Origin of the sequence: Leifsonia aquatica H1aii (genome assembly GCF_000633535.1) — a bacterium.
In the GTDB taxonomy this organism is placed as follows: Bacteria; Actinomycetota; Actinomycetes; order Actinomycetales; family Microbacteriaceae; genus Leifsonia; species Leifsonia aquatica_A.
This window is the reverse complement of sequence record NZ_AYMR01000001.1, coordinates 140,011-164,892: the sequence shown is the minus strand read 5'-3', so window position 1 is coordinate 164,892 and position 24,882 is coordinate 140,011. Positions and strand designations below refer to the sequence as shown.

Sequence of the window (24,882 nt, the reverse complement as noted above, 5' to 3'; positions counted from 1 at the left end):
GCAGCACGCGTCGACGGATCAGTCGAGGCCCAGCTTCTTGCGGAGCGAGGCGACGTGCCCCGTCGCCTTCACGTTGTAGAGCGGCAGGCGGATGGAGCCGTCCGGGTCGACGACGAAGGTGGAGCGGATCACACCGGTCACGACCTTTCCGTAGAGCTTCTTCTCGCCGTAGGCGCCGTAGGCCTCGTGCACCGCGAGGTCCTCGTCCGAGAGGAGCGGGAAGTTGAGGCCCTCCTGCTCCTGGAAGGTCTTGTTCCGTGCCGGCGCGTCCTTCGAGATGCCGATCACCTGGTAGCCGGCCGACTTCAGCGAGTTGAGGTTGTCACGGAAGTCGCAGGCCTCCGTGGTGCAGCCCGGGGTCATCGCGGCCGGGTAGAAATACACGATCACGTTCTCTCCGGCGTAGTCGCCGAGGGAGACGGGGGCGCCGTCCTGATCGGTCAGGGTGAACGCGGGGGCCTTCTGGCCGGCTTCGAGTCGCACGTCAGTCATGCACCCATTCTCGCTCAGCGCGCGAACGTGGTGAGCAATCGCTGCAGGGAGTCGAGCCGGGCGCGGCCGGCGTCGCCCAGGGCTCCGGACTCGACGGCCTCCACGATCGCGCAGTCCGGGGCGTCGGGCAGGTGGGTGCACCCGCGTGGGCAGTCCTCCGCGAGCTCGGCGAGGTCGGTGAACGATTTCAGGATGCTGTCCGTGTTCACATGGCCCAGGCCGAACGACCGGACGCCCGGCGTGTCGATCACCCAGCCGCGTCCCTCGCCGTTCTCGACGCGGAGGGACACCGTCGACGACGACGTGTGCCGCCCGCGCCCGGTCACGACGTTGACGTGCCCGGTGGCCCGACGGGCTCCGGGAACGATCTCGTTGACGAGGGTGGACTTGCCGACGCCCGAGTGCCCGACGACGACGGTGTCGTGGCCGACGAGGGCGGCCGTGATCTCGTCGACCGGGATCCGGTCCTCGCGGCTGGTGAAGACGGGCAGGTCCAGCCCGGCGAAGTTCTCGAGGAAGGGACCGGGGTCGGCCAGGTCGATCTTCGTGACGCAGAGCATCGGCTCGATCCCGGCGTCGTACGCGGCCACCAGGTAGCGGTCGACCAGCCGGGTGCGCGGCTCGGGGTTCGCGGCGGCGACCACGATCAGCATCTGGTCCGCGTTCGCCACGACCACCCGCTCCACCTCGTCGGTGTCGTCCGCGCTGCGCCTCAGCAGCGTGGTGCGCTCCTCGATCCGGACGATCCGCGCGAGCGTGCCGTCTTCGCCGGTCGTGTCGCCGACCACGGCGACCCGATCGCCGGTCACGATCGGCTGGCGTCGCAACTCGCTCGCCCGCGCGGCGGTCAGCTGGTGCTCGTCGTCGGTGTCCTCGTCCAGCAGCACCGTGTAGCGCCCTCGGTCGACCCCGAGCACCCGGGCGATCTGCGCGTCGGCATGTTCCGGGCGGGTCTTGGTGCGCGGACGGTTGCCCTTCGGGTTCGGCCGCGCGCGGATGTTCGACTCGTCGTAGGCGTCGTACTCGTCGTCGTCGTCCCCGTCGTCCCACCAGGCCCCCGTGTTCTCCGTCACTGCGAAGCGGTGCCTTCCGCGAGCATCCGCGTCCACAGCTGGGTGAACTGCGGGAGGGTCTTCGCCGTCGTCGCGACGTTCTCGATCTCCACGCCGGGGACCACGAGGCCGACGATCGCGCCGGCGGTGGCCATCCGGTGGTCCTCATAGCTGCGCCACACGCCGCCGTGCAGCGGTCGGGGCTCGATGCGCAGGCCGTCCTCGAGCTCGCTGACCGCGCCGCCGAGGCCGTTGATCTCGGCGGCCAGCGCGGCGAGCCGGTCGGTCTCGTGATGACGGATGTGGCCGATGCCGGTGATCTCGCTCGGGCCGTCGGCCAGCGCCGCGATCGCGACCAACGCCGGCGCGAGCTCGCCCCCGGTCGTCAGGTCGAGCTCGACGGCCCGGATGCGCTCGGGGCCGGTGACGGTCAGACGGTCGCCGTCTCGGGTCACCGTCGCCCCGAACAGCGGAAGCAGGTCGGCGAGGTCGGCACCGACCTGGGTGGTCGCGTCGGGCCAGCCGGTGACGGTGACCGATCCGCCGGTCACCACCGCCGCAGCCAGGAACGGCGCCGCGTTGGAGAGATCCGGTTCGATGTCGATGTCGCGCGCCGCGATGGCGCCCGGGCGGACGATCCACCGGCCGACCGCGGGGGAGTCGACCTCGACGCCGCGCGCCGACAGCGCCGCGATGGTCATCTCGATGTGGGGCAGGCTCGGCAGACGCTCGCCGGAGTGGGTCAGGTCGAGCCCCTCCTCGAACCGGCTGGCCGAGAGCAGCAGGGCGCTCACGAACTGGCTCGAGCTGGAGGCGTCCACGCTGATCGCGCCACCGGCGACGGAGCCCGTGCCGTGCACGGTGAACGGGAGCGAGCCGCGACCGTCGTCGTTCACGTCGACACCGAGCGCGCGCAGGGCGGCGATGATCGCACCCATCGGCCGACCGCGCGCGGAGTCGTCCGCGTCGAAGGAGGTCGGCCCGAGTGCCAGCCCCGCGATCGGGGGGACGAAACGCATGACGGTTCCGGCCTGGCCGCACTCGATCGTCGTGCTGCCGAGCAGCTCCTCGGCAGGGGTCACGAGCAGATCGGCGCCGAACTCGCTGTCGCCGCCCTTCTCCTCGATGCGGACGCCGAGCGAGCGGAGCGCTTCGACCATGTTCGCGGTGTCGCGCGAGTGCAGCGGGGCGCGCAGCAGCGAGGGGCCGTCGGCGAGGGCGGAGAGCACGAGCTCGCGGGCGGTGAGCGACTTCGATCCCGGGAGCGACACGGATGCCGAGACCGGGCCGGAGGCGACCGGGGCGGGCCAGAGCGTGTTCGGCTCCTCCGTGCGGGCGTCGCCGTACGGGTCAAAGTCTGGCGCGGAATATTTCGAGATCAGCATTGTTGTCAAGGGTATCCGTGTTCCCGACCGAAGGAAGGACATCCCGTGGCATCCAGGACCTCTGTTCTCGACGCTCCACGCCCGGCGACGATCCATCGCCCGGCCGTCGGGAACCGTTCCACGGGTGCGGTCCGTCCCCTCCGGGACGCGAGGGCGGCCACGCAACTAGACTGGCCCCTGATGAGCACCGAAACCGAGGACAGCGGTCGCCTCTTCGAGGAGCAGGCCCTGCCGTTCATGGACCAGCTGTACGCAGCGGCCCTCCGCATGACCAGGAACCCGTCCGACGCACAGGACCTGGTGCAGGAGACCTACGTCAAGGCGTATGCCGCGTTCAACCAGTTCCAGCAGGGCACGAACCTGAAGGCGTGGTTGTACCGCATCCTCACCAACACGTTCATCAACACCTATCGCAAGAAGCAGCGCGAGCCGTATCAGGGGACGATCGACGAACTCGAGGACTGGCAGCTCGGCGGGGCGGAGTCCATCTCTGCGTCGTCCAGCCGGTCGGCCGAGGCCGAGGCGATCGACCACCTGCCCGACAGTGCCGTCAAGGACGCGCTGCAGGCCATCCCGGAGGACTTCCGGCTGGCCGTCTACCTCGCCGATGTGGAGGGATTCTCCTACCAGGAGATCGCCGACATCATGAAGACCCCCATCGGCACGGTGATGAGCCGGCTGCACCGCGGTCGCAAGATGCTGCGGGAACTCCTCACCGACTACGCGCACGAGCGCGGGCTCTCTGCTGTCCAGCCCGCCGCCGTGCAGACCACCAGGAGCACGAAATGACGGACTGCGGCTGCGAGAAGGCCAAGAACGACCTCGAGGAATACCTGCGCAACGAGCTCTGCCGCGAGGATGCGGCGGACATCCGGGAGCACCTCGCGAACTGTGACGGGTGCACGAACGAGGCGCACCTCAACGTGGTGCTGACCGAGGTCGTGCAGCGGGCGTGCAAGGAGACCGCGCCGGAGACGCTGCGCACCGAGGTGCTGCTGCGCATCCGGTCGTTCCAGGCGACCGCCCACTGAGCACGGCCGGCGGTCAGTCGGTCCACTGAGGGGCGGGTTCGCCTGCCCCGGAGAAGCGGGCATCCCAGATCGCGTCGAGCTCGGCCACGGTGGCGTCGTCCAGAACGATGCCGCCGACGGCGACGTTCTCGGCGAGGTGCTCCGCGCTCGACGTTCCCGCGATGAGCAGCGTGTTCGGTGCGTGGCCGAGGAGCCAGGCGAGGCCGATTTGTGCCGGCGTCGCCTCCAAGCGCTGTGCCGCCGCGATGACCTCGGGCTGCTCGGTCGCCTTCGGGATACCGGGGAAGCCGGAGCCGAGCGGGAAGAACGGCACCCAGGCGATGCGGTTCTCCGTGCAGAGCTCGAGCATCGGCTCGAACCGGCGCGCGACGACGCCGTAGGCGTTCTGCACGCAGGCGACCCCGGCCGGGAGGGCGCGGCGGAGCGTGTCGATGTCGATCGCGCTCAGACCGATCGCGCCGATGAGGCCGGCATCGCGCAGCGCCGTGAGCTCGGCGAGCTGGTCGTCGAGGTCGACGACCTGATCGCCTTCGGCGGTGATGCCCGGTCCGACGTCGAGCCGGCGCAGGTTCACCACGTCGAGCCGTTCGCGTCCCAGCGTGCGCAGGTTGTCCTCGACCGCACGGCGCAGCTCGTCCGGCTTCTGGCCGGGACGGAGGGGGATCGGGCCACCGGGGTTCTTGAGCGCCCCGACCTTGGTGACCACCAGGACGTCGTCCTCGGGGCGGACGGCGCGACGGATCAGGTCGTTCGACACGCTGTCGCCGTAGAAGTCTGCGGTGTCGATGTGGTCGATCCCCAGCTCGATCGCGCGGCGCAGCAATCGCTCGCCCGCGGTCGGATCCGCGGCGAACCGCTCGAGCGCCATGGCCCCGTAGCCGATGCGCGCGACGGGTCGCCCGGCCAGGTCGAAGCTGCCGCCGGGGTGGATGGAGGTGTCGCTCATGGTGGGTGCATCCCTATACTCGTCAGAGAGCGGAGGAGCCTCCGCTTCGTAACCACTATACGGAGGACCCTCCGCTTTGTCATCCCCCGAGACCGTCCAGCCGCGATCCCGTTCGCCGCGCTCCGACGCCGCGCGCAATCGTGCCGCGCTCGTCGACGCCGCGCGTTCCGCCTTCGCCGCCGGCGGGGAGCAGGTCTCCCTGGAGACCATCGCCCGGGCGGCCGGCGTCGGCATCGGGACGCTCTACCGCAACTTCCCGACGCGGGAGGATCTCATCGCCGCGGTCTACGCGCAGGAGCTCGACGCCGTCATCGCGGCGGCGGAGCTCCCCGACGGGCGGACGGCGGATGCCGCGCTGCGCACCTGGATGGACCGGTACGCCGAGTTCGTGACGACGAAGCGCGGGATGGCGGAGTCGCTGCGGGCCGGAGCGCTCGCCGACGCGGCCAACACCCTCCATACCCGCGAACGGGTGAACGGGGCGATCCGCGGATTCCTGGAGGCGGGGGCGGCCGACGGCTCGCTGCGCGACGATCTGGAGCCCGACGACGTCACGACGACGCTCGTGGGCGTCTTCCTGGCCACACGGAGCACGGCGGACTCCGGGCAGATCGCGCGCCTGCTCGATCTGCTCGTGGACGGGCTCCGACACCGCTCGTGACCCCGCGCGGCGCAACAGCCGCAGGGGCCGGGGGTCAGCGCACCTGGTGTCGTCAGCGCACCTGGTGCAGGAAGAACAGCGCGCCGAGCGGATCGGTGGCCTGCGCGAACCGGCCGAACTCGCTGTCCCAGGGATCGCGCACGATCGTCCCGCCCAGCGCGACCACGCGTTGCGAGGCGGCGTCGGCGTCGGCGACACCGAAGTAGACCACCCAGTGCGAGGGGACGCCCGGCGGGAGCATCCCGTCGGCGTCGTACACGCCGCCGCCCGGGGCATCGGGGTCTCCGAACGTCGCGTAACGGAAGTCGGCCGTGTCACCGAGGACATTCGTCTTCCAGCCGAAGACGCGCGTGTAGAAGTCGAGCTGCGCGGCGTACGCGCGGGCGTAGAGCTCGTGCCAGGCGGGGGCGCCGACCTCGTTGACGAGCTCGAAGCCGCGGTGCTCCCGCGGCTCCCACAGCCCGACGACCGCACCGCCGGGATCCGCGATCACGGCGAGCCTGCCCTCGACGCCGACCTCCATCGTCGTCGCGAGCGTCTGGGCGCCGGCCGTGACGGCGTCCCGCTCCGCGGTCTCGGCGTCCTCGACGAGCAGGTGCGTCAGCCAGGCGTCCTGCTGTCCCTCTGACATCGCCGGGCCGATGCCGGCCACCATCCGGCCGTCCTTGCGCATCGTCACGTACCCGCCGTACTCCTCGCCCGCCTCGTCGACGGTCCAGCCGAACAGGGCGGTGTAGAAGTCGCGCGCACGTGTCACGTCGGAGGAGGCGAGATCGACCCAGCAGGGTTCGCCGAGGCGGTGGGTGGTCAGCACGGTCATGGCCACAACGTACGCCTGAGTGCGCGTTCCGCGACAGGGGTCGCGGGGTGCGGAACGACGACGGCCGGCCGGGCTCGAGAGCCCGACCGGCCGGATGGCGTCGACCGCCTGTCGCTACAGCGTCAGCGCCCGCTGGATGAGCACCGACTGCTCCTGCGCGTGGCGCTTCGCCGAACCGGCGGCCGGGGAGGCCGACGGCGGGCGGGAGACGACGCCGAGCGGGCGCGGGCCCAGCTTGGAGGTCTCCAGGATCATGTACGGCCAGGCGCCCTGGTTCTCGGGCTCGTCCTGCACCCACACCAGCTCGGCGTTCGGGTACGAGTCGACGACGGCCTTCAACTCGGCGGCCGGGAGCGGGTAGTACTGCTCCACCCGCACGAGGGCGATCTCCGGGTTGGGGTTCTTGTCGAGCTCGTTGAGGAGGTCGTAGTACAGCTTGCCCGCCAGCAGCAGGACCCGCTTCACCGCGGCCTTGTCGGTGACGCGCGCGTCGTCGATGACCGGCTCGAACTTGCCCGACGTGAAGTCGGCGACGCTGCTCGTCGCACCGCGCAGCCGGAGCATCGCCTTCGGGGTGAAGACGACCAGCGGACGACGGGGGCGGGCGTACGCCTGACGGCGCAGCAGGTGGAAGTACGACGCCGGGGTCGACGGACGCGCGACGGTCATGTTGTTCTCGGCGCACATCTGCAGGTAGCGCTCGATGCGGGCGCTGGAGTGGTCAGGCCCCTGCCCCTCGTAGCCGTGCGGGAGGAGCAGGACGAGCGACGACCGCTGACCCCACTTCTGCTCGGCCGACGAGATGAACTCGTCGATGACGATCTGCGCGCCGTTGGCGAAGTCGCCGAACTGGGCCTCCCAGAGCACGAGGGCGTCCGGGCGCTCGACCGAGTAGCCGTACTCGAATCCCATCGCGGCGTACTCGCTCAGGAGCGAGTCGTAGATCCAGAACCGGGCCTGGTTGTCGCTGAGGTTCGCCAGCGGCAGCCACTCCTGGCCGTTCACACGGTCGTGGAGGACGGCGTGGCGCTGCACGAAGGTGCCGCGGCGTGCATCCTGGCCGGCGAGACGCACCGGGGTGCCCTCCAGCAGGACCGTTCCGAGGGCGAGCAGCTCGCCGAAGCCCCAGTCGACCCCGCCGTTGCGGCTCATGTCGCTGCGCTTGTTCAGCAGCTGCTGCAGCTTGGGGTGCACCGTGAAGCCGGCCGGCGGGTTGTTGAACGCATCGCCGATGAGCTGGATGACCTGCTCCGTGACGGCCGTGGTCTCCGGCTCGCCGACGTTGTCGTCGTTCTGCTGTGCGTTCGGCGACTCGAGACCCGCTGCGACGCCGTCGGCGGTCACGATCGGGGTCGAGTTGGTCTGCGCGGCGTGCGTCTCCATGAAGGCACGCTCGAGGCGCTCCTGGAAGTCGCGGTGCGCCTGCTCGTACTCCTCCTCGGTGATGTCGCCGCGGCCGACGAGGGCCTCGGTGTAGAGGCGCCGCACGGAGCGCTTCGCCTCGATGAGGTTGTACATGAGCGGCTGCGTCATCGACGGGTCGTCGCCCTCGTTGTGACCGCGGCGGCGGTAGCAGATGAGGTCGATGACGACGTCGCGCTTGAACTCCTGGCGGTACTCGAAGGCGACCTGCGCGACGCGCACCACGGCCTCCGGGTCGTCGCCGTTCACGTGGAAGATCGGCGCCTGGATGGTCTTGGCGACGTCGGTCGAGTAGACCGAGGTGCGGCCCTCGCCGGGAGGCGTCGTGAAACCGACCTGGTTGTTGATGTTGACGTGGATCGTGCCGCCGGTGCGGTAGGCGCGCAGCTGCGACATCTGCATCTGCTCGACCACGATTCCCTGCCCCGCCATAGCGGCGTCGCCGTGGATGAGGATCGGCAGGGTGAGGAACGTCCCGGCGGGGCGGCGGTCCTGCTTGGCGCGCACGATGCCCTCGAGCACGCCGTCCACGGCCTCCAGGTGCGACGGGTTCGCCGCCAGGTAGACCGGGATCTCCTCGCCGGCGGCGCCCTTGAAGGTGCCCTCGGTTCCGAGGTGGTACTTCACGTCGCCCGATCCCTGGACGGTGCGCGGGTCCTGCGTGCCCTCGAACTCGCGGAAGATCTGGCCGTACGTCTTGCCCGCGATGTTGGTGAGGACGTTGAGGCGGCCGCGGTGCGCCATGCCGATGGCGGCTTCGTCGAGCTGAGCCTCCGCCGCACCCTGCAGGATGGTGTCGAGCAGCGCGATGGTCGACTCGCCGCCCTCGAGGCTGAACCGCTTCTGGCCGACGTACTTCGTCTGCAGGAAGGTCTCGAACGCCTCCGCCTCGTTGAGCTTGCCGAGGATGCGCAGCTGCTCGTCGTGGGTGGGCTTCTCGTACGCGCGCTCCAGCTTGTCCTGGAACCACTTGCGCTGGGCCGGGTCCTGGATGTGCATGTACTCGATGCCGACGGTGCGGCAGTAGGAGTCGCGCAGCACGCCGAGGATGTCGCGCAGCTTCATGGTGCGCTTGTCGCCGAAGTGGCCGGTGACGAACTCGCGGTCGAGATCCCAGAACGTCAGGCCGTGGGTCTCGATCTCGAGGTCGGGGTGCGAGCGCTGCTGGTACTCCAGCGGGTCGATGTCCGCCATGAGGTGGCCGCGCACGCGGAAGGAGTTGATCAGCTCCTGCACGCGGGCCGTCTTGTCGACGGCGCTCGCGAGGTCGACGCTGATGTCCGGGTTCCAGCGGATCGGCGCGTACGGGATGCGCAGCTCGGCGAAGATGTCCTCGTAGAAGGTGCGCTTGCCGATCAGCAGCTCGTGCACGATCTTCAGGAACTCGCCCGATCCGGCGCCCTGGATGACGCGGTGGTCGTACGTGCTCGTGAGCGTGATGGTCTTGCCGATCGCGAGGCCGGCGAGGGTCTTCTCGCTCGACCCCTGGAACTCGGCCGGGTACTCGAGGGCGCCGGCGCCGATGATGGCGCCCTGGCCCTTCATCAGGCGGGGGACCGAGTGCACCGTGCCGATGCCGCCGGGGTTCGTCAGCGAGATCGTCGTGCCGGCGAAGTCGCCCGCGGTCAGCTTGTTCGCGCGCGCCTTCTGCACCAGCTCCTCGTACGCGGCGAGGTAGTCGCCGAAGCGCATGGTGTCCGCGCGCTTGATGCTCGGGACGAGGAGGGCGCGGCTGCCGTCCGGCTTCGGGATGTCGATCGCGATGCCCAGGTTGATGTGCGCGGGAGCGACGACCGACGGCTTGCCGTCGACCTCGTCGTAGAAGACGTTCTGGCTCGGGAACTCCTTGAGCGCCTTGATCAGGGCCCAGCCGATGAGGTGGGTGAAGGAGACCTTGCCGCCACGGGCGCGCTTGAGGTGGTTGTTGATGACGATGCGGTTGTCGATCATCAGCTTCGCCGGGATGGTGCGCACGCTGGTCGCGGTCGGGACCGTGAGCGAGGCGTCCATGTTGGTGGCGAGGGACTTGGCCATGCCGCGCAGCGGGGTGACCTTGTCCTCGACCTCCTCGCCGTCGCCGACGACGGCGTTGGGGGAGGTCACCGGGGCGTCGGCCGGGACCGGTGCGGGCTTCGGTGCGACCGACGTGGTGCGTGCGATCGGCTGGCTTCCGATCACCGGGATCGGGGTGGTGACGGGATGGGCGTCGGACGGAGCCGTCGGCTCTCCGGGGGTCGGCGCGGTCGGTTCGGCCGGCGTCGGCACGGTCGGCTCGGCGGGGGCCGGCACGACAGGCTCGGCCGGGGTCGGAGCCGGTGTCTCGTCGGGCGAGGGGAGGGAGGCGTCAGCGTCCCCCTCCTTGACCGTGGGGCGGTAGCTCTCGAGGATCGGCCACCAGGACTTGTCGACCGAGTTCCTGTCCTTGACGAACTGCTCGTACAGCTCGTCGACGAGCCATTCGTTGGCTCCGAACTCGCCCGACGAACCGTCGTCGGTTCCCACTCCGGTCAATTGGCTCGACACAGCCGATCGCCCACTCTCTCCGTTGATTTCGTCGAGCGGGCGGCTCGTGACCACCCGCATCCATCCGAGCATCTAGCCTAATCCCATCGGCGCATCCGTGCAGGCGCCCAGCCGGGGGCGATACCGTTATTCCCATGCAGTTCTATGGAACGACGCCTCGCCACGACCTGACCTACTCGGACGTCTTCCTCGTCCCGTCCCGCTCGGACGTGACGAGCCGTCTCGACGTCTCACTGGCGCCGGGCGACGGCACGGGTGCGACCATTCCGATCGTCTCGGCCAACATGAACTCGGTGACCGGCAAGCGACTCGCCGCGACGCTGGCGCGCCGGGGCGGGCTGGGGGTGCTGCCGCAGGACATGCACCTCCAGGATCTCGCCGAAGCGATCCGCTGGGTGAAGGCCCAGCCGGTGGCGTTCGACACCCCGTACCCCGCTGCCCCGGAGGAGACGGTGGCCGACGTGCTCCGCCGCATCCCGGCCGTCGAGGGTCACGGGATCGTCGTCCACGACCAGTCCGGCGCGTTCCTCGGCTGCCTCGCCGCCGTCCAGCTCGGCTCCGCGCTGCCGGATGCGCGCATCGGCGACCTCCTGCACGGCACCCTGACCTCCCTCGATGCGGAGGACCTGGCAGACGGGCGCTCGGCGTTCGAGGTGATGGACGCGGCCGGGTTGGAGTTCGCCCCGGTGCTCGATCACGGCCGCCTCGTCGGCACCCTGAGCAAGAAGAGCGCGCTGCGCTCCACCATCTACACGCCCGCGGTGGACGCCTCGGGCCGTCTGCGCGTCGGCGCGGCCGTCGGCATCAACGGCGACGTCGCGGGCAAGGCCACCGCGCTCGCCGCGGCCGGCGTGGACGTGCTCGTGATCGACACCGCCCACGGCGACCAGGACGGCATGCGCCGCGCCCTGCACACTGTGAAAGGCCTCGGGCTCGGCCTGCCGATCGTCGCGGGCAACGTCGTCACCGAACAGGCGGTGCGCGACCTCGTCGCCGCCGGTGCGGACATCCTGAAGGTCGGCGTCGGCCCGGGCGCGATGTGCACGACGCGCATGATGACCGCGGTCGGGCGCCCGCAGTTCTCGGCGGTGCTGGAGACCAGCGAGACCGCGCGCGAGCTCGGCGCGCACGTCTGGGCGGACGGCGGGGTGCGCTATCCGCGCGACGTCGCGCTGGCGCTCGCGGCCGGCGGTGCCTCGGTGATGATCGGCTCCTGGTTCGCCGGCACGATCGAGGCGCCCGGCACCCTCGACCGCGACGCGGACGGCGCGCTCTACAAGGAGAGCTGGGGCATGGCGAGCACGAAGGCGGTCACCGGGCGCTTCGAGCGGCTCGACGCCTACGAACTCGCCCGCAAGACCTTGTTCGCCGAGGGCATCTCCAGCTCCCGCATCTACCTGGACCCGCTCCGCCCCTCGGTGGAGGACCTGCTCGACATGATCACCACCGGTGTCCGCAGCTCCTTCACCTACGCCGGGGCCCGCAGCGTCGCCGAGTTCCACGAGCGCGCCCTCGTCGGCATCCAGTCGGCCGCGGGCTACGAGGAGGGCAAGGCGCTGCCGGTCAGCTGGTAGCGCAGGGCGTCAGAGCCGCGGATCGATCGACTCGGTCTCCATCGCCAGCACGGCGAACACGGCCTCGTGCACGCGCCAGAGCGGCTCGCGGTCGACGAACCGCTGCAGCGATTCGAGTCCGAGGGCGTATTCCCGCTGGGCCAGTGAGCGCTTGTGGCCGACCGCGCGCTCGCGGAGGCGCTCGAGACGTCCGTCGTCGGTGTAGTCCGGGCCGTAGATGATGCGCAGGTACTCCCGTCCGCGCACCTTGATGCCGGGCTGAGCGAGAGCACGGCCGCTGCGCACCAGGTTGCGGCGCGGCTTGACCACCATCCCCTCGCCGCCGGCCTCCGTCAGCTCCGACCACCACGCGACGGCGGCGGACACGGAGTCGGCGTCGTCGAGTTCGATCGTGATCCGCCGCGTGGCGCGGACGAGCACGGGGTCGACGGCGACCAGCCGGTCGGCGCGGGCGAGGTGCCAGCCGTGGTCCTGGTCGGCGAAGATCCGACCCTCGGCGGCGAGCAGCTGGAACGGGGCGAACTGCACGCCCTCGAGTCCATCGGTGCGGGTCACGTACCGGCGGTAGGCGTCGACGTAGCGGCGCGCGTTCCGTTCCCGTCCGCTGGTCCGTTCGAGCAGGGCGGCGACGTCGAGCCCGGACGCGGCGGCGTGCTCCAGCGCGGCGACGGCCGAGGGGAGGGCTGAGAGCGCCGCAGCGCCGACGGCGGCGTACTGCTCGCGGATCAGGGCTCCGGCCTTCAGCGACCAGGGCAGCAGCTCGCCGTCGAGGAGGAGCCAGTCCGTCCCGAGCTCGTCGAAGAGGCCGGCCGATTCCGCGGCGGCGGTGAGCCGCTCCAGGAAGGCCCGCTCCAGGGCGGGCTCGAAGAAGCGCCGGCCGGTGCGCGTGTGCACCGTCCCGATCCAGTCGGCCGGTGCGTCGAAACGGGCCGGGTCCTTCGCCACGAGGGCGATCGCGCGGGAGCCCATGTGCTTCTCCTCGGCGATCAGATCCGTCACGCCCGCCGAACGGTACGCGGCGAACGCCTCGTCGGGATGCTCGAGGAAGCCGGGACGCGCGGATGCCGCCGGCGGCGACATCGTCGGCGGCAGGTGGAGCAGCCAGCGCGGGTCGACGGCCCAGCGGCTCATGACCTCCAGCGCACCGGCCCTGCTCTCCTCGCGCACCCGGAGGCGGCCGAGCGTGCCCGTCTCGACGGTCGGGGCGGACATCACGTCGTCGATGCGGAGGACGCCGGCCGGTCGCGGCTCCGTGGTGGCCGGCGCCGCCTGGAACGGGCGACCCGGTTCGGCCCACCTCTGCTCCGCAGCGACCGAGACGACCTCGCGCTCGGGGTAGCGCAGCGCGCTCAGGGCGCCCCCGAAGACGCAGCCGGTGTCGAGGCACATCGTGTTGTTGACCCATTCGGCGCGCGGGACCGGCGTGTGCCCGTAGAGGACGACGGCGCGGCCGCGGTAGTCATCGGCCCAGGGCAGGCGCACGGGCAGGCCGTACTCGTCGGTCTCCCCGGTCACGTCGCCGTAGAGCGCGAACGCACGCACCCGCCCCGACGCGCGGCCGTGATACGCCTCCTTCAGACCGGCGTGCGCGATGACCAGCGCGCCGTCGTCGAGCACGAGGTGCGCGACCAGCTCCCGGCAGAACCGCTCGACGTCGGCGACGAACTCCGGCGGCTCCTCCGCCAGCTGCGCGAGCGTGAGCTCGAGGCCGTGCGAGACGGTGACCTTGTCGCCCCGGAGAGCGCGCGCGAGCTTGTCCTCGTGGTTGCCCGGCACCGCGATGGCGTGGCCGGCGGCCACCATGCCCATGGCCAGGCGCAGGACGCCGGGCGAATCCGGGCCACGGTCCACCAGATCGCCGAGGAAGAGCACCCGGCGGCCCTCGGGATGGGCCGCGTCGATCGGACGGCCCCGGTCGTCCCGTTCGATGAGGTAGCCGAGCGCGCCGAGCAGTGACTCCAGCTCGGAACGGCAGCCGTGCACGTCGCCGATCGCGTCGAACGGCCCGTGCTCGTCGGTCCGGTCGTTGAGGAGCCGGGTGCGGACGATCGACGCCTGGGCGACGCTCTCCTCGTCGCGGAGCACGTGCACCGTGCGGAAGCCCTCGCGCTTCAACCCCGCGAGCCCCGAGCGCAGCTGCTTGGACTGCCGGCGCACCACGTCCGCCCCGAACGCGCGGTCGGGGCGCGCCTCGGTGCGCTGGATGCAGAGCGCCGTCGGCAGGTCGAGCACGATCGCCGTCGGGAGCACGTCGTGGTCCTTCGCCAGCTGGACGAGGCTGCGGCGCGCGGAGGCCTGCACGTTCGTCGCGTCGATCACGGTGAGGAGGCCCGCGCGCAGCCGTGCCGCGGCGACGTGCCGCAGCGCCTCGAACGCCGCCTCGGTCGCGCTCTGGTCGTTCTCGTCGTTCGACACCATGCCGCGGAACGTGTCGCTCGAGAGCGTCTCGTAGGGCCGGAACTTCTCGCGGGCGAAGGTCGACTTCCCGGAGCCGCTCACTCCGACGAGCACGACGAGGGAGGGCGTCGGGACAGCGAGCTCCACGGCGGCGGTGGCGTTCGACTCGTGGGTCGTCATGGCGCCTCCCGGCGGAACAGGGCGAGCTGGGTGGGGGAGCCGTGCGCGGGGTCGACGTCGCCGACGGTGCGGAACTCGGCGGTGTAGCCGTGGCGGCGCGCGGCCTCCTCCGCCCAGGCCGCGAACTCGGCACGCGTCCACTCGAACCGGTGGTCGGGATGGCGGAACCCGTCAGGCCGCAGCCCGGGGTAGCGCACGTTGTACTCGGCGTTGGGCGTGGTCACGACGACGGCACCGGGGCGGGCGAACGCGAACACCGACCGTTCGAGGGCGTCGAGCCGGTCGGGCTCGACGTGCTCGACGACCTCCATCAGCACCAGGGCATCGAGCCCCGCGATGCGGTCGTCCTGGTAGGTGACGGACGACGTCAGGAGCTGGATGCGCGATCGCTCGGCGTCGCTGCGCTCCGCGAGGCCCAGTCGATCGGCCGCGCGGACCAGCGCGGCGCCCGACACGTCCGTCCCGACGATGCGGCGGATCGTGGGGTCGACGGCGAGGCGGGCGAGCAGCGCGCCCGGTCCGCAGCCGATGTCGCCCACCGACGTCGCGCCCACGTCGCGGAGGGCGGTGAGCACTGCCTCTGCGCGCTGCTGGTTGAGCGGGCGCGGCCGGGCGTCCGTGTCGGCGTCGGAGGAGGCGGCGTCGTCGCGGGTGCCGGAGTCGCGGGCGCCGGATTCGTCGAGGGCGTCGAGCCGCACCGCCGCATCCTCCACGTAGGAGCGCTGGTGGGCGAGGTAGCGGCGGCTGATGAGCTCGCGCTCCGGGTGGGCGGCGAGCCAGCCCTCGCCGGCCCGCAGCAGTTTGTCGACCTCCGCGTCGGCGACCCAATAGTGCTTGGCGTCGTCCAGCACCGGCAGCAGCACGTAGAGCTGTCGGAGGGCGTCCGCGAGGCGGGAACTCCCGCGCAGGGTGAGCGTGCGATACGGCGACGGACCCCACTCCGGGTAGTCGGGATCGAGCGGGGAGACCTCCTCGTCGATCGCCCATCCCAGGGGGACGAACAGTCGTGCCGCCAGGTCGTCGTCGCCGCGGACCGGGACCGTGCCGATCGAGATCTCGAGGTCGAGCTCTGCAGCGGCGAGGTCGGGACGTGCGTCGCAGCGGCCGGTCATCGCCGTCCGGAAGACGGCCTGCAGGGCGACGGCGAGCATCGATCCCGAGACGTAGGGGCGATCGTTGACATAGTGCGCGAGGGTCCCGCTGTCCCCGCGGAACCGCTTGCTGCGCACGAGCTCGACCGGGTCGATCTCGAGCAGCAGGGCGGCCGTGCAGCGCTCGGGCGTGGCCTCCGGGTAGAAGACGTGCGCGGCACCCACGGGGAGGTCGAACGTGTGCACGCGGTCGGGGTGCTTGTGCAGCAGGAAGCCGAGATCCGTCGCGGGCGCCCCCGCGTAGGCGATGGTGATGAGCACGGTCCCCCTCGGATCGATCTGACCCGGAGTCTAGCGGGCGCCCGGCCCGGGGGCGGGTGGGCGGCGGGAGGCGCCGCACCTGGCAAGAGACTGGGAGCGGGTCCGGCGGGGAATGCGGCGCGCCCGTCGTTCGGTTGGCTCATCCCGATACCCCCACGTCGAAATGAGGCCCACCCGTGACCCCATCCCCGTCCGCTCCGAATCGCAAGCAACGTCAGGCCGAGGCCCGCGCGGCCAAGTTGGAGCAGTTCAAGAAGGAGCAGGCGCGCCGCACGCGCAACCGCCGGATCGGGATCGGGTCGGCCATCGCCGGTGTCGTCGCCGTCGCCGCGCTCGTCGCCACGATCATCGTGACCGCACCCAAGGCGGCCACCTACGAGGCCGGCGGCAAGACCCTCTCGATCGAGGGCGTGAAGACGTTCGACAACACGGCGGGCCACGTGACCGGCCCGGTCGACTACAAGCAGAACCCGCCCGCCGGCGGCGAGCACAACCCGATGTGGCTCAACTGCGGCGTGTACGACCAGCCGGTGCCCAAGGAGAACGCCGTGCACTCGCTGGAGCACGGCGCGATCTGGGTGACGTACTCGCCCGACCTGTCCGCCGAGCAGCTCGACCTGCTGAAGACGAAGATCCCGCGCACCTACGCCGTCCTGTCACCGTACGACGGCCTGCCTGCCCCGATCGTGCTCAGCGGCTGGAACGTGCAGCTGCAGGTGCAGAAGGCCGACGATCCGCGCATCGCGAAGTTCTTCGAGGCGTACTGGCAGAGCTCGTCGGTGCCGGAGCCGGGGGCGTCCTGCACGGGCGCGCTCGACGCTCCCGGCAAGGTCTCCTAGCCGATGGGCCGCGCGCCGGGACGGGCGTGGCCGCTCGTCATCGCCGGGCTCGTGGTCGTCGCGGTCACCGGGGTCCTCGCCTTCTCGGCGGGCCGGCTGAGCGTCGGCGCCCCGCAGACACCGGGGACGACGAGTGCCGAGGCCGGGTTCGCCCGCGACATGCAGGAGCACCACCAGCAGGGTGTCGAGCTCGCGATGATCGTGCGCGACCGCACCGACGACCCGGAGACGCGTCTGCTCGCCTACGACATCGCCACCACGCAGAGTCAGCAGTCCGGCCAGCTGTACGGCTGGCTGACGGGGTGGGGCCTGTCGCAGGCGGCCGCCGAGCCGTCGATGACGTGGATGACCCGGCCCGCGACGGTCGGTGGGACGGCCGGCGCGCACGACCACGGCGGCGGCGCCCACACGCCCGGCGAGCCGATGCCAGGGCTCGCGACGCCCGAACAGATCGCTCAGCTGCGGACGGCCTCGGGCGTGGCCGCAGAGCGGACATTCCTCACCCTGATGATCGCGCACCACACCGGGGCCGTGGAGATGGCGGATGCGGTGCTGGCGCGCAGCGAGAACCGCACCGTGCGCACGTTCGCCGAAGGCGTGGTCGCGAGCCAGACCTCCGAGATCGCTCTGATGGAGTCGATGCTGGCGGCGCGGGACTAGGAGCCGCCTCCGGGGTTCGTCGCCGAGCCCGAGCCGCCGCCGAAGCCGCCCATCCCGCCGGTGCCGCTCCCGCTGCTGTCGCCGTTCTGGCCGCCGAACGGGCGCGGCTCGACGTTCTGGGTTGTTCCGAAACCGCCGCGCGCCCCGCCACCGGTGGCGTGGCCGGTGAAGAAGCCGGCGAAGAAGACGATCGCGAGCACCGCGACGGCGCCGACCACGATGGCGGTGTTCTGCGCCCAGACCGGCCAGCGGCGCAGGATGCTCCCTCTCGTTGCGGGAGCCGGTGCGGCCGGCTGCTGCCACTGCGGGTGCGGCTGACCGGCGTACGGGGGCTGGGGCTGCTGATGCGCTGTGGGCTGCTGCGGCGCGACCGGCTGCTGCGGCCAGCCCGCTGCGGGGACGCCGGCGTTCGGGTCTGCGGTGGTCATGGCGGGTTCCTCTCCGTGGATGCTGTCGCCACTGTGGGAGGCCGCACTGCGGGAGGTCTGTGGCCGGCCGATGGGAACGCTGGGAATCCGCCCCGGATCCGCGGCGGTCCACGCAGACCGTCTCGGTATACTGGCCGGGAAATGGACGACCCTCCTTCTTGTAGCCCATTCCAGTTCCCGAATCCGCCATCGCGGCGCGAGCGGGGTGACCACCGTGCTCACTGAGTGGCTCCTGCTCGGCGTCGGATTGCTGCTGACCATCGGCACCGGCCTCTTCGTCGCGAGCGAGTTCGCGCTCGTGAACCTCGACCGCGGTGACCTCGAGGCGCGGCGCGCCCGCGGCGAGTCGCGGCTCGGGATGACGATCGCGGCGCTGAAGATCACCTCGACCCACCTCTCCAGCGCGCAGCTGGGCATCACGCTCACGACGCTGCTCACCGGTTACACCATGGAACCGGCGATCAGCACCCTCCTGCGCGGTCCGTTGCTCTCGACCGGGCTGCCCGACGGCGCCGTGTCGCCGATCGCGACGATCGTGGCCATCCTGGTCGCGACGCTGCTGTCGATGATCCTCGGCGAGCTGGTGCCGAAGAACTTCGCTCTGGCGCTCCCGCTGGCGACGGCCAAGCTCGTCATCCCGTTCCAGACCGTGTTCACGACCGTGTTCCGGCCGTTCATCGTGCTGCTCAACGGCACAGCGAACGGCGTCCTGCGCGCACTCGGCATCGAGCCGAAGGAGGAGCTCTCCGGCGCCCGCACGGCGGAGGAGCTCTCCTCCCTGGTCCGCCGTTCCGCCAGCGCCGGCGTGCTGGAGGCGGACACGGCAACGCTGCTCAGCCGCACCCTGGCCTTCTCCGCCCGGACCGCGTCCGACGTGATGACGCCGCGCCCGCGGATCGAGACCGTGCGCCGCACCGACCCGGCCGAGGCCGTGATCCGGCTCGCCCGGACGTCCGGGTTCTCCCGCTTCCCCGTCGTGGACGAGGATGTGGACGACGTCGTCGGCTTCGTGCACGTCAAACAGGCCGTCGCCGTGCCGCGCGAGCGCCGGGCCAAGGTGCCGGTCTCCGCCCTGCAGACGGACGCGCTGCGGGTCCCCGAGACCATGAACCTCGAGACGCTGCTCGGCGAGTTGCGCGGTCGCGGCTACCAGATGGCCGTCGTCGTCGACGAGTACGGCGGAACGTCCGGCATCGCGACCCTCGAGGACCTGGTCGAGGAGATCGTGGGCGAAGTCGCTGACGAGCACGACCGCACCCGCGCGGGTGTGGTGCGCGGTCGCGACTCCATCACCTTCCCCGGCATCCTCCGACCGGACGAGCTGCTCGAGCGCGCCGGAGTGACGGTGCCAGAGGACGGCCCGTACGAGACGGTCGCCGGCTTCGTGATGAACGAGCTGGGTCGTCTGCCGAAGGTGGGGGACGAGGTCGCGATCGAAGGCGGCACGCTGCGCGTGGAGCGCCTGGACGGCCGTCGTGTCGACCGGATCCGGTACACCCCGGACCCGGTGCCGGCCCCGACCGGAGAGGGGGACCGCCATGAGTGATTGGATCGGGATCCTCTGGCTGGTGATCCTCCTGGTCATCAACGCCTTCTTCGTCGGCGCCGAGTTCGCCGTCATCTCCGCACGTCGCTCGCAGATCGAGCCGCTGGCCGAGCGCGGGAAGCGCAGCGCCAAGACGGCGCTCTACGCGATGGAGCACGCGACGCTCATGCTGGCGACCACCCAGCTCGGCATCACGGTGTGCTCGCTGCTCATCCTGAACGTGTCCGAGCCCGCCATCCACCACCTGCTGGAGATCCCCCTCCACGGGACCGGCTGGCCGGAGGAGGTCATCGGAACGGTCGCGTTCATCGTGACCCTGGTGCTGGTGTCGTTCCTGCACGTGGTGTTCGGCGAGATGGTGCCGAAGAATATCTCGTTCTCGATGCCCGACCGTGCCGCCCTGCTGCTCGCGCCCCCGCTCGTCGCGGTGGGCCGCGCGGTGCGTCCGATCATCGTCGCCCTCAATGCGACGGCGAACGGCGTGCTGCGCCTGTTCGGCGTCGAGCCGAAGGACGAGGCCGCCAGCACGTTCACCCTCGACGAGGTCGTGACCATCGTGAACCAGTCGACGCGCGAGGGCGTCCTGATGGACCGCACGGGCGCGCTGACCGCCGCGTTCGAGTTCACCGAGAAGAAGGTGCGCGACGTGATGGTGCGCCCCGAGACGCTCGTCTCGCTGCCGGCATCGCCGACGCCGGCAGACGTCGAGCGGGCGGTGGCCAAGCACGGCTTCTCGCGCTACGTCGTGCCCGACTCGGAGGGCGAGCCGACCGGCTACCTGCACCTCAAGGACGTGCTCGACCTGGAGGAGACCGGCTTCGAGCTCCCCGTCCCCGGCAAGCGGGTTCGCCGGCTGGTGACGGTCTTCGTCGACAGCGACCTGGAGGACGCCCTGGCGACCATGCGCCGCTCGGGCAGCCACCTGGCCCGCGTCGTCGACGCCGAGGGCGAGACGGCCGGGGTGCTGTTCCTGGAGGACATCATCGAGGAGCTGGTGGGCGAAGTGCAGGACGCGACCCGGCGCTCCTGAGCGCCGGGCCGCGTCAGCGGGTCAGTCCCGTGTCAGCGCGGCTGCGCCGTCACCGCCATTGGGCGCGCAGATACTGCGGCGGCCAGTAGTCGACGGTCACGCCCAGCTCGTGCGCGGCGCGGAGCGGGAAATGCGGGTCGCGCAGGATCTCCCGGGCGAGCATCACCGCGTCGGCGGCCCCGCTCTCCACGATGTCCGCGGCCTGCCGGGGCGTCGTGATCAGGCCGACGGCGCTCACCGGCACCTCGGCCGCGGCGCGCACGTGCTCGGCGAAGGGGACCTGGTAGCCCGGCCCGATCGGGATGCGGATGCCCGCCTGGATGCCGCCGCTCGACACGTCGAAGAAGTCGGCTCCGGCCTCCTGCGCCCAGCCCGCGACGGTGGCGGTCTGCTGCTCGTCCCAGCCTCCCGGAGCCCAGTCGCTGCCGGAGAAGCGGACGAACAGGGGTACTCCCTCGCCGACCTCCGCGCGGATCTCTCCCACGATCCGCAGGAGCAGACGTGCGCGGTTCTCGAGGGAGCCGCCGTACTCGTCCTCGCGGTGATTCGCGAGCGGGGAGAGGAACTGGTGCAGCAGATACCCGTGGGCGCCGTGCAGCTCCAGGATGCGGAAGCCCGCGTCCACCGCGCGACGGGCCCCGGCGCGGAAGTCGGCGACGACCGTGTCGATGCCCGCGGCGTCGAGGGCGAGCGGCGCCTCCAGGTCACCGAACGCCTCGGCGGACGGGGCGACCGTCGTCCAGCCTCCCTCGTCCGCCGGCACCGAGCCGGTGCGGTCCTCGTAGCCCCACGCGGGCCAGCTGGACGCCTTGCGCCCGGCGTGCGCGAGCTGGATGCCGGGGACGGCGCCCTGCGCGGCGATGAACGCGACGATCGGCCGCCATGCCTCCGCCTGCTCATCGGTCCAGATGCCGGTGTCCTGCGGAGAGATCCGGCCTTCCGGGCTGACCGAGGTGGCCTCGGTGAAGACGATCCCGCTGCCGCCGGCGGCGATCGACCCGAGGTGGACCAGCTGCCACGGCTGCGGGACGCCCGAACGGTCGAGCACCGAGTACTGGCACATCGGCGACGTCCAGAGACGGTTGCGTGCGGTCACGCCGCGGATGGTGAGGGGATCGAAGAGAGTAGTCATCGTCAGTACTAAGCGGCGAGGCCCTCGAGATATGCCCGCAGGTCCGCCGCGGTGGTGAAGACGTGCCCCGCGATGCCGACCGCTTCGGCGCCGCGCACGTTCTCCTCCTTGTTGTCGATGAACACCATCCGCTCCGGCGCAACGCCGAGGGTGTCGAGCACATGCCGGAAGATCGCCGCGTCCGGTTTGACGGTGCCGAGCTCGCCGCTGACGAACACCTCCTCGAACAGGTCGCCGAGCGTCCCGTGCCGGAAGTAGGAGCCGAAGTCGCGGCCGGCGTTCGAGAGCAGGGCGAGGCGCGTTCCGCCCTCTTTCAGCGCGAGGAGCACGTCGAGCGTTCCGGGATCGATGGTGAGCCAGCTGCGGAAGTCGGCCAGCCACAGCCGGTGGATCCGGGCGTCGTCCCACTGCTCGCCCAGCTCGCGCTCGATCCCGCGCCAGTACTGCTGGATGCCGAGCGTCCCCTGATCCAGATCGAGCCGGTGCCTCCAGTAGGCCGGCCAGAAGACGTCGTGATCGCCGCCGGCCAGCTCCACCAGCGCGGTGCGATCCGTCTCGGACGGGGTGACGGAGATGACCTCTCCGTAGTCGAAGACGACCACGGTCCCGGGGATGCTGATGACCATGACCCCAACTTATCGCGGGCGGGCGCGTCCCTCGCGGCCGGAGAACCTATCGTGGAGGGAGGAGGTGCGATGAACGAGGTGCACGGGACCCAGGTCCGCGAATGGGGAGAGGGCGATGCGACGGGGTGGATCGCGGAGCCCGGCGAGGCGAGCGACAAGTACTCCCGCGGGGTGCTGGGCGTCGTCACCGGATCCGACCGCTATCCGGGCGCCGCCGTGCTCGGGGTGGAGGCCGCCGCGCGGACCGGCGTGGGGATGATCCGCTATCTCGGCGCCCCACGGCCCGCCGAGGAGGTGCTGCGCCGCCGACCGGAGGCGGTCTCGGCCGGCGGACGGGTGCAGGCCTGGCTGATCGGGTCAGGCATGGACGCCGGCGCCCGCCCCTCCGACGACCTCCTGCGCCTGCGCGCGGCGCTCGCCGACGGGACACCGCTCGTGGTGGACGCGGGGGCGCTCGACCTGGTGGGATCGGCGACCGGGCTCGTCGTCGTCACCCCGCACTATCGCGAACTCGCCGGGATGCTCGCGGCGCGGGCCGACGACGACTCCGACGCCGTCACCGCGGCGGAGATCGCGGCCGATCCGGGCGCCTGGGCGGCGCGGGCGGCGCGCACCTTCGGCGTCACCGTGCTGCTGAAGGGGCACACCACGCACGTCGCGGTCCCCTCGGGCGCGCGCTACACCGTCACGGCCGGTCCGGCCTGGCTCGCGACCGCGGGCAGCGGGGACGTCCTCGGCGGCATCCTGGGCGCCCTGCTGGCGACGCACGCCGACGAGATCGTCTCGGGCGGCCACGAGACGCTGGCGGCGCTCGCCGCGACCGCCGCATGGGTGCACGGCCGCGCGGGGGAGCAGGCCTCCGACGGCGGGCCGATCGTCGCCCTCGACATCGCGGAGGCCGTGCCCGGCGTGGTCCGCGATCTTCTCAGGGAGCAGCGCCGCGCTCTCAGGAGCGGGGACTGAGGCATCCCCTAGGATGAGGCGCATGGGGATGGACGCAGCGCCGATTCCGGCGTCGGCCACTCCGGCGACGGCCCCCGGCGCGCTCCGCCGGGCGCTCGTGCATCCGCTCGCCCTGTGGATCGGGTTCCTGCTGGTCCACCTGATCATCGGCGGCCTCGCCCTGCACCAGGGCAAGGGCCTCGGCGACGTCTACTTCGTCTACAAGCCGTGGGCGCAGCTGGCGGCGCAGGGCACGGAGATCGTCGGGGTGAACTCCGATTGGGTGTACCCGTTCGGAGCCCTCGTGCCGGTGATGCTGCCGCTGCTCTTCGGCGCGGACAACTACGTGGGCGGCTGGCTCACCCTGGTGCTGCTGCTGGACGCGGCCGCCTTCGCGACCCTCATCGTCGGGCGCGACCCGCGCCGGATCGTCGCCGCGTGGTGGTGGCTCGGCTTCCTGCTGCTGCTCGGACCGGTCGCCGTCGGCCGGCTCGACTCCGTCGCGGCGGCGCTCGCGATCGTCGGCCTGCTCTGGCTGGCCGTCCACGAGCGCGCGGCCGTCGTGCTGCTCACCGTCGCCACGTGGATCAAGGTGTGGCCGGCCGCGGTCCTCGTCGCGGCCGTCGTCGCGCTGCGCTCCCGCTGGCGCATCGTGCTCGTCGCCGCCGTCACCTCGGCGGTCATCGTGGCCGTCCCGTTGATCTTCGGGGCCGGGATGCACCTCCTGAGCTTCATCACGATGCAGACCGGCCGCGGCATCCAGATCGAAGCGCCGGTCAGCACGTTCTGGATGTGGCAGGCCGCGTTCCACACGCCCGGTGCCGCGGTCTACTACGATTCCCAGCTGATCACCTTCCAGGTGAGCGGCAGCGGGACGGAGCTGGCCGGGTCGCTGATGAACCCGCTGCTCGCGGTCACCTGCGTCGTCGTGGCGCTCCTCGGCATCCGTTCGGTGCATCGGGGCACCCCGTACACGCGCATCCTCCCGGAGCTGTCCCTGGCCATCGTGACGGCGCTCATCGCCTTCAACAAGGTGGGCTCGCCGCAGTACATCACCTGGCTCGCGGCTCCGGTCGTGATCGGGCTCGTCTACCAGGGACGCGGCTTCCGCACCCCCGCGATCCTGGTCCTCGTCACCGCGGGACTCACCCAGGTGTTCTACCCGTTCCTGTACGACTACCTGCTGATCCCGGACCCCGGGATGGTCGCGGTGCTGACCGTCCGCAACCTGATGTACTTCGTGATCCTCGGCTGGGCCATCGGCGCCCTCTGGCGTCACCGGCACGCGGACGACGCCGTCTTCGACACCGTCCCCGCCCGGGTCTGGCCGTTCCGCACGCCCGTCGCCGCGGCGCCGAGCGCCGCCCTCCGAGAGGAAACCCCATGATCGTCGCCTTCTCCGTCGCCCCGAGCGGCGGCCCCGACGGCACCGACTCCGTCCACGACGCCGTCGCCGCCGCCGTCCGCATCGTCCGCGAGTCCGGCCTGCCGAACCGCACCTCGTCGATGTTCACCGAGATCGAGGGGGAGTGGGACGAGGTGATGGACGTCGTCAAGCGCGCCACCGAGGCCGTCGGCGCCTACGGCACCCGCGTCTCCCTCGTGCTCAAGGCGGACATCCGCCCCGGGCACACCGGCGAGATCGACGGCAAGCTGCAGCGCCTCGAGGCCGCCCTCGACACCCGCCCCTAACCGCGCCCTCCCTCCCTCCCTCCCTCCGCCGAGGTTCACGTCGTTGCGCTCATTTCGGCCGAATGAGCGCAACGACGTGAACCTCGCGGGGG

22 protein-coding genes are annotated in these 24,882 nt (G+C 71.3%); 11 read left to right on the top strand and 11 right to left on the bottom strand.

What is annotated here, in order from left to right:
- Positions 1-18: 18 nt before the first annotated feature.
- The 3 genes from bcp to aroA are packed head-to-tail and all read right to left on the bottom strand — an operon-like array spanning position 19 to position 2,929.
- Complete coding sequence (bcp, locus tag U870_RS0100730) at positions 19-492, bottom strand: thioredoxin-dependent thiol peroxidase (protein ID WP_025155503.1); 474 nt, start codon at positions 490-492, stop codon at positions 19-21.
- Positions 493-506: 14 nt separating this feature from the next.
- Positions 507-1,565: a ribosome small subunit-dependent GTPase A gene (gene rsgA / locus U870_RS0100725; protein ID WP_025155502.1), complete on the bottom strand. Its 1,059-nt coding sequence runs from the start codon at positions 1,563-1,565 to the stop codon at positions 507-509.
- Positions 1,562-2,929 carry a 3-phosphoshikimate 1-carboxyvinyltransferase gene (gene aroA / locus U870_RS0100720; protein WP_025155501.1) on the bottom strand — a complete coding sequence of 456 codons (1,368 nt, stop codon included), beginning with the start codon at positions 2,927-2,929 and terminating at the stop codon, positions 1,562-1,564. Before aroA ends, rsgA begins: the two co-directional genes overlap by 4 nt.
- Positions 2,930-3,109: 180 nt before the next feature.
- On the opposite strand from aroA, the gene U870_RS0100715 reads away from it, so the two are divergent.
- Together U870_RS0100715 and U870_RS0100710 are read left to right on the top strand one after the other, a co-directional pair.
- Positions 3,110-3,718, top strand: coding sequence for a sigma-70 family RNA polymerase sigma factor (locus U870_RS0100715; RefSeq protein WP_025155500.1), 609 nt, complete (start codon positions 3,110-3,112; stop codon positions 3,716-3,718).
- Entirely contained in the window at positions 3,715-3,960 is a 246-nt protein-coding gene (locus U870_RS0100710) for a zf-HC2 domain-containing protein (RefSeq protein WP_025155499.1), read from the top strand. Before U870_RS0100715 ends, U870_RS0100710 begins: the two co-directional genes overlap by 4 nt.
- Positions 3,961-3,973: 13 nt before the next feature.
- Here the strand turns inward: U870_RS0100710 and U870_RS0100705 are convergent, their stop codons facing one another.
- Complete coding sequence (locus tag U870_RS0100705; protein WP_025155498.1) at positions 3,974-4,906, bottom strand: aldo/keto reductase; 933 nt, start codon at positions 4,904-4,906, stop codon at positions 3,974-3,976.
- Between the two features lie 76 nt (positions 4,907-4,982).
- Between U870_RS0100705 and U870_RS0100700 the strand changes: the two genes are divergently transcribed.
- Positions 4,983-5,567, top strand: coding sequence for a TetR/AcrR family transcriptional regulator (locus tag U870_RS0100700; protein WP_025155497.1), 585 nt, complete (start codon positions 4,983-4,985; stop codon positions 5,565-5,567).
- A 52-nt stretch (positions 5,568-5,619) separates the two neighbouring features.
- Here U870_RS0100700 and U870_RS0100695 read toward each other — a convergent pair whose 3' ends face one another.
- Complete coding sequence (locus tag U870_RS0100695) at positions 5,620-6,387, bottom strand: VOC family protein (RefSeq protein WP_025155496.1); 768 nt, start codon at positions 6,385-6,387, stop codon at positions 5,620-5,622.
- A gap of 114 nt (positions 6,388-6,501) precedes the next feature.
- Positions 6,502-10,332, bottom strand: coding sequence for a multifunctional oxoglutarate decarboxylase/oxoglutarate dehydrogenase thiamine pyrophosphate-binding subunit/dihydrolipoyllysine-residue succinyltransferase subunit (locus U870_RS0100690; RefSeq protein ID WP_025155495.1), 3,831 nt, complete (start codon positions 10,330-10,332; stop codon positions 6,502-6,504).
- A 134-nt stretch (positions 10,333-10,466) separates the two neighbouring features.
- Between U870_RS0100690 and U870_RS0100685 the strand changes: the two genes are divergently transcribed.
- Positions 10,467-11,906 carry a GuaB1 family IMP dehydrogenase-related protein gene (locus U870_RS0100685; protein WP_025155494.1) on the top strand — a complete coding sequence of 480 codons (1,440 nt, stop codon included), beginning with the start codon at positions 10,467-10,469 and terminating at the stop codon, positions 11,904-11,906.
- A 9-nt stretch (positions 11,907-11,915) separates the two neighbouring features.
- On the opposite strand, the gene U870_RS0100680 is transcribed toward U870_RS0100685, so the two are convergent.
- Together U870_RS0100680 and U870_RS0100675 are read right to left on the bottom strand one after the other, a co-directional pair.
- The gene (locus U870_RS0100680; protein ID WP_025155493.1) at positions 11,916-14,483 is read right to left on the bottom strand and encodes a polynucleotide kinase-phosphatase; all 2,568 of its coding nucleotides are present in this window, start codon (positions 14,481-14,483) and stop codon (positions 11,916-11,918) included.
- Entirely contained in the window at positions 14,480-15,895 is a 1,416-nt protein-coding gene (locus U870_RS0100675) for a 3' terminal RNA ribose 2'-O-methyltransferase Hen1 (protein ID WP_025155492.1), read from the bottom strand. The genes U870_RS0100680 and U870_RS0100675 overlap by 4 nt, the downstream gene beginning before the upstream one ends.
- A gap of 176 nt (positions 15,896-16,071) precedes the next feature.
- On the opposite strand from U870_RS0100675, the gene U870_RS0100670 reads away from it, so the two are divergent.
- Positions 16,072-16,734 carry a DUF3105 domain-containing protein gene (locus U870_RS0100670; protein ID WP_025155491.1) on the top strand — a complete coding sequence of 221 codons (663 nt, stop codon included), beginning with the start codon at positions 16,072-16,074 and terminating at the stop codon, positions 16,732-16,734.
- Positions 16,735-16,737: 3 nt separating this feature from the next.
- A complete protein-coding gene (locus tag U870_RS0100665) occupies positions 16,738-17,394 on the top strand; it encodes a DUF305 domain-containing protein (RefSeq protein ID WP_025155490.1) in 657 nt (218 codons plus the stop codon).
- Here the strand turns inward: U870_RS0100665 and U870_RS25005 are convergent.
- On the bottom strand, positions 17,391-17,822 hold the full coding sequence (locus U870_RS25005) for a hypothetical protein (protein ID WP_025155489.1): 432 nt from the start codon (positions 17,820-17,822) through the stop codon (positions 17,391-17,393). The two genes, U870_RS0100665 and U870_RS25005, sit on opposite strands and share 4 nt — an antisense overlap.
- A 205-nt stretch (positions 17,823-18,027) precedes the next feature.
- Here U870_RS25005 and U870_RS0100655 point away from each other — a divergent pair, with 205 nt between their 5' ends.
- Together U870_RS0100655 and U870_RS0100650 are read left to right on the top strand one after the other, a co-directional pair.
- Positions 18,028-19,368, top strand: a complete 1,341-nt coding sequence (locus U870_RS0100655; RefSeq protein WP_025155488.1) for a hemolysin family protein — start codon at positions 18,028-18,030, stop codon at positions 19,366-19,368.
- Positions 19,361-20,398, top strand: a complete 1,038-nt coding sequence (locus U870_RS0100650; protein ID WP_025155487.1) for a hemolysin family protein — start codon at positions 19,361-19,363, stop codon at positions 20,396-20,398. Before U870_RS0100655 ends, U870_RS0100650 begins: the two co-directional genes overlap by 8 nt.
- A 49-nt stretch (positions 20,399-20,447) precedes the next feature.
- Here U870_RS0100650 and U870_RS0100645 read toward each other — a convergent pair whose 3' ends face one another.
- Both U870_RS0100645 and U870_RS0100640 read right to left on the bottom strand, forming a co-directional pair.
- Positions 20,448-21,530, bottom strand: coding sequence for an NADH:flavin oxidoreductase/NADH oxidase (locus tag U870_RS0100645; protein WP_025155486.1), 1,083 nt, complete (start codon positions 21,528-21,530; stop codon positions 20,448-20,450).
- 8 nt (positions 21,531-21,538) lie between these two features.
- Entirely contained in the window at positions 21,539-22,156 is a 618-nt protein-coding gene (locus U870_RS0100640; protein WP_025155485.1) for an HAD family hydrolase, read from the bottom strand.
- 69 nt (positions 22,157-22,225) lie between these two features.
- On the opposite strand from U870_RS0100640, the gene U870_RS0100635 reads away from it, so the two are divergent.
- The 3 genes from U870_RS0100635 to U870_RS0100625 are packed head-to-tail and all read left to right on the top strand — an operon-like array spanning position 22,226 to position 24,790.
- Positions 22,226-23,119 (top strand): ADP-dependent NAD(P)H-hydrate dehydratase, encoded by an 894-nt coding sequence (locus tag U870_RS0100635; RefSeq protein ID WP_025155484.1) that lies wholly within the window; start codon positions 22,226-22,228, stop codon positions 23,117-23,119.
- 22 nt (positions 23,120-23,141) lie between these two features.
- A complete protein-coding gene (locus U870_RS0100630; protein ID WP_025155483.1) occupies positions 23,142-24,485 on the top strand; it encodes a glycosyltransferase 87 family protein in 1,344 nt (447 codons plus the stop codon).
- Positions 24,482-24,790 (top strand): thiamine-binding protein, encoded by a 309-nt coding sequence (locus U870_RS0100625; protein WP_025155482.1) that lies wholly within the window; start codon positions 24,482-24,484, stop codon positions 24,788-24,790. Before U870_RS0100630 ends, U870_RS0100625 begins: the two co-directional genes overlap by 4 nt.
- Positions 24,791-24,882: the final 92 nt, after the last annotated feature.